Annotated in this window: 6 protein-coding genes and 1 pseudogene; 6 read left to right on the forward strand and 1 reads right to left on the reverse strand. The window is 40.9% G+C overall.

Translation table 11 applies throughout. From position 1 onward, the window contains the following. Window positions 1-95: 95 nt before the first annotated feature. The 4 genes from V7K89_RS33320 (at window position 96) to V7K89_RS33335 (ending at window position 5,756) form a co-directional block, all read left to right on the forward strand. Window positions 96-1,019 (forward strand): branched-chain amino acid ABC transporter permease, encoded by a 924-nt coding sequence (locus V7K89_RS33320; RefSeq protein ID WP_335195040.1) that lies wholly within the window; start codon window positions 96-98, stop codon window positions 1,017-1,019. Window positions 1,020-1,042: 23 nt separating this feature from the next. Continuing rightward, the gene (locus tag V7K89_RS33325; RefSeq protein WP_335195042.1) at window positions 1,043-1,834 is read left to right on the forward strand and encodes an ABC transporter ATP-binding protein; all 792 of its coding nucleotides are present in this window, start codon (window positions 1,043-1,045) and stop codon (window positions 1,832-1,834) included. Between the two features lie 173 nt (window positions 1,835-2,007). Continuing rightward, entirely contained in the window at window positions 2,008-2,991 is a 984-nt protein-coding gene (locus tag V7K89_RS33330; protein ID WP_335195043.1) for an AraC family transcriptional regulator, read from the forward strand. Window positions 2,992-3,098: 107 nt separating this feature from the next. Further along, a complete protein-coding gene (locus V7K89_RS33335) occupies window positions 3,099-5,756 on the forward strand; it encodes a TonB-dependent siderophore receptor (protein WP_442941832.1) in 2,658 nt (885 codons plus the stop codon). Window positions 5,757-6,061: 305 nt separating this feature from the next. Here the strand turns inward: V7K89_RS33335 and V7K89_RS33340 are convergent, their stop codons facing one another. Next, a complete protein-coding gene (locus tag V7K89_RS33340) occupies window positions 6,062-6,913 on the reverse strand; it encodes an Rpn family recombination-promoting nuclease/putative transposase (protein WP_335195047.1) in 852 nt (283 codons plus the stop codon). Between the two features lie 161 nt (window positions 6,914-7,074). Here V7K89_RS33340 and V7K89_RS33345 point away from each other — a divergent pair, with 161 nt between their 5' ends. Both V7K89_RS33345 and V7K89_RS33350 read left to right on the forward strand, forming a co-directional pair. Then, on the forward strand, window positions 7,075-7,806 hold the full coding sequence (locus V7K89_RS33345; protein ID WP_335195049.1) for an ABC transporter ATP-binding protein: 732 nt from the start codon (window positions 7,075-7,077) through the stop codon (window positions 7,804-7,806). Window positions 7,807-7,839: 33 nt separating this feature from the next. Further along, a pseudogene (locus V7K89_RS33350) lies at window positions 7,840-8,319 on the forward strand (Uma2 family endonuclease); the annotation flags it as partial. Window positions 8,320-8,419: the final 100 nt, after the last annotated feature.

The following is an 8,419-nucleotide window of genomic DNA, read 5'->3' on the forward strand; positions in this document are numbered from 1 at the left end:
TAAATTGCTGCTGACAGCAGAGCAAATATTAATAGCTTAATAGTTGATAAAAGCAATAGTGTGATTTAAATTATATGAAAATATTTTAAAATAAAATGGCTGATTTTTTCGCTACTTACGCTTCTTTAATTGTCTCTATGGTATTGGGGGCACTACTAGGGTTATCACTTTACTTACCGCTAATGACAGGACAATTGTCTTTAGCTAGTCCTGGATTTTATGCTTTAGGTGGATATATTGCCGCAATTTTATCTACAAAAGTTTTCATATCCAGCAGTAGTTTATTTCCGATTCCATTGTTGTTATTGGAGATGTTGATTGCGGGTGTAATTTCTGGTTTATTGGGTGTATTAGTGGGAATTCCAGCATTACGATTACGAGGAATTTATTTAGCGATCGCAACTATCGCTTTTGTGGAAGTTCTGCGTGTCATTGCCCTGAATCTAGATATTACAGGCGGTGCTGTCGGAATTTTTGGCATTCCTCAACCTTTCCAAACACAACTTGAATATTTATGGATTGCTCTACCTTTACTATTAATTAGTATGGTGCTACTTTATCGTTTAGAACGCATCCGCGTTGGAAGGGCTTTCATTGCTATCCGCGAAGATGAATTAGCTGCGGGTGCAATGGGAATCGCTCCCACTTATTACAAAGTTTTAGCATTTACGCTAGGGGCTATACTTGCAGGGGTTATAGGTGCAATTAGCGCTCACTTCCTTAATACCTGGAATGCTCGTCAAGGTACTTTTGATGCCAGTATTATATATTTAACTTTTGTTTTAATTGGTGGTTCAAGAACTTTTTTAGGTCCGGTAATTGGAGGTATGGTATTTACAGCCTTACCAGAGATTCTGCGAAGCCTAGCTGATACTGGTGGTTTACCTAATTGGTTAGTACAATTTTTGCAAGATGGTAGATTAATTATTTTTGGCTTCCTCATAGTAATAGGTACAATCTTTTTTCCCCAAGGGCTAATTACTCCAGATATTTTTCAAAGACGCAAAACTAAAAAGTGAGTTATTCATAATAATATGCAAAAATGGCACATAGTATTCCAGAAAATAATAATAGTATTGTCTTAGAAGCAAGAGCATTAACTCGTCGCTTTGGTGGTTTAGTGGCGGTAAATAATGTATCTTTTAGTGTAAATAAACATGAGATTTTTGGACTGATTGGCCCTAATGGTGCTGGCAAAACAACACTGTTTAATTTGATTACTGCCTTCATTGCACCTTCTAGCGGTCAATTAATTTATCAAGGTGCAGAAGTTTCTCAACTGCGTCCTCATCAAATTGCGGCTTTAGGTATTGCCCGTACCTTCCAAAATATCCGGTTATTTGGGGAATTATCAGCGTTAGAAAATGTGATAATTGCCCGACATTTACACACTAAAAGTAATATGATTACAGGAGTTTTGGGATTACCACCAGCGCCTAATCAAGAGTTGAAGACTAAGCAAAAAGCTTTAGATTTATTGGATTTAGTAGGATTAAGCGATCGCGCTGACGAAAAAGCCAAAAACTTTGCCTATGGCGATCAGCGTCGGCTAGAAATTGCCCGTGCTTTAGCATTAGAACCGCAAATTTTACTTCTTGATGAACCAGCGGCGGGAATGAACCCTAACGAAAAGCAGCAATTGAGTGAATTTATCCGTAGCCTACGCAATCGCTTTAATTTGACGATCATCCTTATAGAACACCATGTACCATTGGTTATGGGTTTGTGCGATCGCATTGCTGTATTAGATTTTGGTCAATTAATTGCCTTGGGTGAACCAGCAGTTGTCAGAAATGATCCAGCTGTCATTGAAGCTTATTTGGGAAATGAATGATATCTAACTATCTGCTTAAATTACAAAATCTGTTGTAGTTCCTCAATATTATTTCTAGTTACAACATTCCGTAAAGTGGTGACTGAAAACTCTCATGAGCGATACCGACCGTAAGCTCTGCTAACGCCGTACTAACTTATAATTAATGATAAATTTTATTATTATCATTAACTATGACCATTACCCTAACGTTGGAACAGGAAAGAGATTTTTGGGCAGAAGCTAGACAAAATAGCCAGCAAAACTCGTTAGAGCCTTATGAATCTTATTCTCAAATACCCAGGCAACTGGGCAAAGGATATAGCCGAAGTATAGAAGTGCATCCCCAAGTATGGCTGGGGATTGGTAACTACGAATACTACGATGACATACTGGAACCAGGCTGTGAATGCGTTCACCCTTTAGAATTTGCTGTTAGTATTTCAGGAACAACTATAGATGAATTTGGAGGGCAATTAGGAGAAGGATACACACTCATTTCAGGTGGTGGCATTCAACGAAATATGACTTTTTTGGCTTCTCAAGCGCAGGTGGGTATTGGTGTCAGTATGCCTGTTGAGTTGTTGGCAACCTTTTTTCCTACAGGGGACGGAGAAATTCTACCGCAACTACGTTTTTTGGCAAAAGGTAACGAGTGGCAGACATTGCTCTACCCAAAAACTACAATAGCAATACAGACAGTGGCACAGCAAATAGTCAACTGTCCCTACCACGGGATGACAAAGCGTTTGTATTTACAGGCGAAGGTGCTAGAGTTGATGTCGCTGCAACTTGCCCCCTTCTTAGCTGATCAAGGTGGACTGCAACCACAACCACGATTTAGAGCTGGAACTGTTGAGCGTATATACCAAGCAAAAGAAATTTTACTCTCCCGCCTAGCTAATCCACCATCATTATTAGAATTAGCACAACAGGTGGGAGTAAGCGATCGCACCCTTCAACGTGGTTTTCAGCGACTCTTTAATACTACCGTATTTGGTTACTTGACAGACAAACGCATGGAGCGAGCAGAACGCTGGCTTAGAGAAGGAAATCACACAGTGCTGCAAGTGGCAATTATGACTGGTTACTGCAATCCCACACACTTTAGTGTTGCTTTTAAACGTAAGTTTGGTATTTCTCCAAGTCAGTGTTTGTTGCCAGAAAAGTCTGTTTGACGATGATTAGTTCTGTATTGGGGTAGACGCGACTCATCCAATTCCTGTAATCTACATTTCGAGTTTATTCAGAAACCTTCTCAACAAAGAGGGTTTTGGTTACTGGAATGTGGGGTATTATTGTGAGAAGTCAGCGGTTGTCATCTATTATTTGGCTGTGGTTGGTGATCAGTTTTCTGCCATTGTTGATGGCACAATCTGTACGGGCACAAGTAAAACAAAATTCGCCAACAGTAATTACAAAAATTAAGCAAGTCAGTGAGATGGAACGCCCAGCCACAACTGTTAGCGGGTTGTTTTCTCAATCGCCAACCCCACAAGCAACACCTGCAAGTGAAGTTGTGCAAGTGACGGCAGTGAAAGCTAATCCCACCGCACTAGGTGTGGAGGTGATTCTACAAACTAGCAAAGGGGAACAATTACAAGTTACTAATCGCAGTACTGGTAATAGTTTTATTGCTGATATTCCTAATGCTCAGTTGCGCTTACCGTCAGGCGAGGCATTTACATTCCGTTCAGAAAAACCACTTGCGGGAGTTACTGAAATAACAGTAACAAATTTTGATGCAAATACTATTCGGGTGACAGTCATAGGTGAGGCAAGCTCACCAAAAGTCGAATTATTTGACAGTGATGAAGGTCTTATCTTCGGATTGACAACTGCTGCATCTACTGCACAGCAGCCACCCCAAACACAACCAACACCTGAAGTTGAGCAGCCAACAAACCAAAATCAGCCACAGCAACCATCGGCAGAAAGCGATCAGCCAATTGAGCTGGTGGTTACAGGAGAACAAGATGGATACAGCGTACCCGATGCGACCACTGCGACCAAAACCGATACACCCTTGCGCGACATCCCACAATCAATTCAAGTTGTACCCCAACAGGTACTCAAAGACCAACAAGTCACCCGCTTGAACGATGCTTTAAGAAATGTTCCTGGTGTAATTACAACATTGGGATCATCTGGCAATACCGAAGAAAGTTCATTTACTATTCGGGGCTTTGATAATGGGACTTTCCTCAGGAATGGTCTGGCAGATCCTCGGGGTAGACGATCGCTGGAACTTTCCAATATAGAGCGAGTGGAAGTCCTCAAGGGTCCAGCTTCAGCTCTGTTTGGTGATGGTAGTCCGGGTGGCACAATCAACTTGATTACCAAGCAGCCCCTCGCCAATCCTTACTATGCCCTTGAAGCAACGGTTGGAAGTTACAGCTATTATCGGGGCGCTGTGGATCTATCAGGGCCTTTAAACGATACCAAAACATCGCTGTATCGACTGAATGTGTCCTACAAAGATGCAGGCAGTTTTATCGATTTTGCTCATGATAAAAATCTACTCATTGCGCCAGTTTTTAGTTTTGCAATTGGTGAGCGAACAAAGCTAACTCTGGAAGGAGAGTATATAAGTGCAGACACCAATCGATTGTGGCTACCAGCCGTCGGCACTGTACTACCTAACCCAAATGGGAAAATACCACGCAACCTGAACACTAGTGGACCTAACAAGAATGACAATTATGTTCATGAAGACATTGGTAGAATTAGATACAGTTTAGAACACAAATTTAGTGACAACTGGTCATTAAAAAACGCTTTTCGGGCAACATTTTATCATTTTGAAACCAGTGCTTTTCTACGTGATGGTACTCCTCTCGAGGATAACCGAATACTAAATCGAGTATTTAATCAAGGAGAGTTTAATGACGAGGCTTACAATCTGGCTACAGACATCATTGGCAAATTCTCAACTGGCTCCATCCAGCATCAGTTATTGTTTGGATTTGACCTAAGTAGATTCTCTTATGAATCTTTATTTAGGAATGCTAATGCAGCACCCATTGACCTGTTTAACCCAGTGTATAACCAATCCATTGGTGAAACTACCAGTACTCCAAATAATTCCTCTCTAACAGATGCACTGGGTATTTATGTCCAAGATCAGATCGCGCTAAGTGAGAATCTGAAGTTGCTGTTGGGTGTTAGGTTTGATGCCTTTAAACAGACAGATGGAGATTTGGTGGCAAACACCGAAAGCAGCCAGTCAGGCGATGCATTTAGCCCTCGTTTCGGTATTGTCTACCAACCTATAGAGCCAATTTCACTCTATGCCAGCTACAGTCGCTCGTTTACTCCAGCGATTGGAATTAGCTTTGATGGCAGCACCTTTGAACCAGAACGTTCTACGCAGTATGAAGTCGGGGTTAAGGCAGATTTGAATCAGAGAATTTCTACAACACTTGCTTTCTATAATCTGACTCGCTCGAATGTCTTGACTGAAGACCCAAATAATCAAGATTTTGCGATTCAAACAGGTGAGCAGCGCAGCCGAGGTATCGAATTCAACATTGGGGGGGAAATCTTACCCGGTTTGAATGTGATTGCAGGTTATGCTTACACGGATGCCAAAATCACCGAGGACGAAACTTACACACCAGGTAATCGCCTCAACAATGTACCAAAAAATAGTTTCAATTTGTGGACGAAGTATGAAATTCAATCTGGTAGTCTCAAAGGACTCGGCTTTGGTTTGGGATTATTCTATGTGGACAACCGCCAGGCAGATTTAGAAAATTCCTTTGAACTACCGAGCTATTTCCGTACTGATGCTGCCATTTTCTATAAACAAGGACAACTCCGCGCACAGCTTAATTTCAGAAATCTGTTTGATGTGGATTATTTTGAGTCTGCTAGTGATCTTTTGCGTGTTTATCCTGGCGAGCCGTTCACCGTACAGGGCACAATTTCGTGGGAGTTTTGATCTTCTCTAGCCCCTTGAAAAGGCTACCATGTACACACAAGTTTTCTCAGAAGAGTAACAAATTTGATGTTTACTACTTTGAGGAAGTGCCGATAGTATAGACAGTGTGTATCCTGACCCATCGTTTGCAGTTTTGAGAACAGTTTCGGTGTAGTTTTAAGAAGGCTAGAGGGCAATCAGTCTTTGGGTTGAGCAATTAGTATGTCCAATTCCCTTGAAGATTTGAATAATTTAGGCAGATAATAATTGTGAAAAATTTAAAGGCGATGTCTACCGACAAGTCGCTGCACGCCTACGCTGTTTGCTCAAGTAGATAAAATACTCACAAATTCCTCTAAAGAACTCACAGCGATCGCGCTATCCATTAAAGTTTCTAATTGCTCCACATTCTTGCCCTCAAGCCTTATTTCTGCCTCATGGGAAATTTCACCAAAGCGTTGTTCTAATACCCGAATTAGCTGCTGTAGCGTACCTAGATGAAGACCTTGCTGAATACCTCTTTGCTCAATTTCCTGATACCAAGGCGATTCTCGCAATACTGCCATATCCCACCTCATGATTTGTTGCACTAAAGGCGTGTCTAACACAAAGCTAGCAAAAAATGCCAGCAATGATTCTAATTCGTTCAACTCTTCATCTGCTCGTAGCGCCTGTAATGCGCGTTGCACAACTGATACCTCTCCCCCTCCTTGCAGGATTGGCACAAAGGGTAACAACGATGGTAATGGTTGCCCAAATACTATCTCCGCATCGATTTCCCACAAATTAATCACGCGATAATCTTGGATAGCACGTAATCCCAAAAATTCCTGCTCGTAGCTACTGTCAATAGTTAAGGTGGATGGGGGCGGTAAAATGTTGATCAGTACTGGGTAAGTTGGCAATCGGTAGCGTTCTTGTGCTAAGGCAGTGTATGCTCTCATCCGTAGAGGGATCTGTGCTGTGTAACGCAGTTGTAGTTCATTTAGTACTAGAAAATCCCCGTGAGTAGCACTGTACGCTTTCACCAACACATCCGTTTCGCGGCTAATCCAGTGAAACTCAGAGCCGAGAATTTCTTTCGCCACGACTTCAGGACGCTGTGTCACCCACTTTACCCATGCATCGGGAGCTAAATTAATTAGTCGCTTGCTACCAATATCTGCTACTTTTGCCACAGGACGCTTGATATCTTTATCAGTAATTAATAGTACATCATATGGATTGCAGTATTCTGTCGTTAATTTTTAAGTTGAAGCAATATCTAGGCACTGTTTTAAGAAATGTATGATTGATGTATCTTAGGTTTTGAATCAACATTTCTGAATATAAACCGCCCATGAAAGCCGATAGTAAGCCAAACTATACAATTTTAGAAGTTCAAGAACTTGATGTAAATTATGGCGGCATCCAAGCTTTGAAAAAGATTAATTTAATTATTCAAAAAGGCGAGGTAGTTACTCTAATTGGTGCTAATGGTGCAGGAAAAACAACTACACTCCGCGCCATATCTAAAGTAGTTAATCCTAAGAGTGGCGTAATTATCTATAATGGACATAATATTAACCGCCACCAAACTCACGAAGTTGTACAACTTGGTATCGCCCATTGTCCTGAAGGAAGGAGAGTATTAGCGCGGCAAACAGTATTTGATAATTTACTTTTGGGTGCTTATATTCGTTCTAATCAAGCAGAGATAAAAGCAGATATTCAGCGCCAATTTGAGCTATTTCCACGCTTGTCACAGAGACGCAATCAACTAGCAGGAACCCTCAGCGGTGGCGAACAACAAATGTTAGCGATCGCTCGCGCTGTCATGAGTAAACCACAACTGTTGCTTTTAGACGAGCCTAGCTTAGGTTTAGCACCTGCGATCGTCCGAGAAATCTTTTCTATTATTGAAAATCTGCGAGCTACAGGTGTGACTATTTTGTTAGTTGAACAAAACGCTAATTTGGCACTACAAATTGCTGATCGCGGTTATGTTTTAGAAGCCGGTTCTATTACCTTAACAGGTGCAGCATCAGAATTAATTAGTGATGAGCGAGTTAAAAAAGCTTATTTAGGATGATTAATTAAATTAAAAATTTAAATGTACAAATACATGGTAAAATTACCAACTAAACCCATAAGTTTAGATGAGTTTTTGAAGTTATCAGAAACAAAACCTAGCTCAGAATACATCAAGGGTCAAATTATTCAAAAGCCAATGCCTCAAGGAAAACATAGTAAATTACAAGGTAAGTTAGTCACAAGTATAAATGAAGTAGGTGAAAGTCGAAAAATTGCCTTTGCTTTCCCAGAATTGCGATGTACTTTTGGCGGACGTTCAATTGTCCCTGATGTAGCTGTGTTTGCTTGGGAACAAATTCCTCTAGATCAGCGTGGAGATGTCGCTAATGTCTTCAAAACATATCCAGACTGAACAATTGAGATTCTTTCACCAGAACAAAGCCAAATTAAAGTAACTGGAAATATTCTACATTGTTTAAAACATAGTAGTCGTTTGGGTTGGTTAATTGATCCAGGCGATCGTTCTGTTTTAGTTTATCCACCAAAGCAGCAACCAGAACTTTTACAAGAATCATAAGAAATATAGCAGTTCCTGCTTGAGTGCAATACAGTATGGGATGATGGAGTATATCAACGTCTAAGTGCCTGTAGAATGAAACCTTACTCCTGTG

This window comes from Nostoc sp., from assembly GCF_036917515.1.
In the GTDB taxonomy this organism is placed as follows: Bacteria; Cyanobacteriota; Cyanobacteriia; order Cyanobacteriales; family Nostocaceae; genus Nostoc.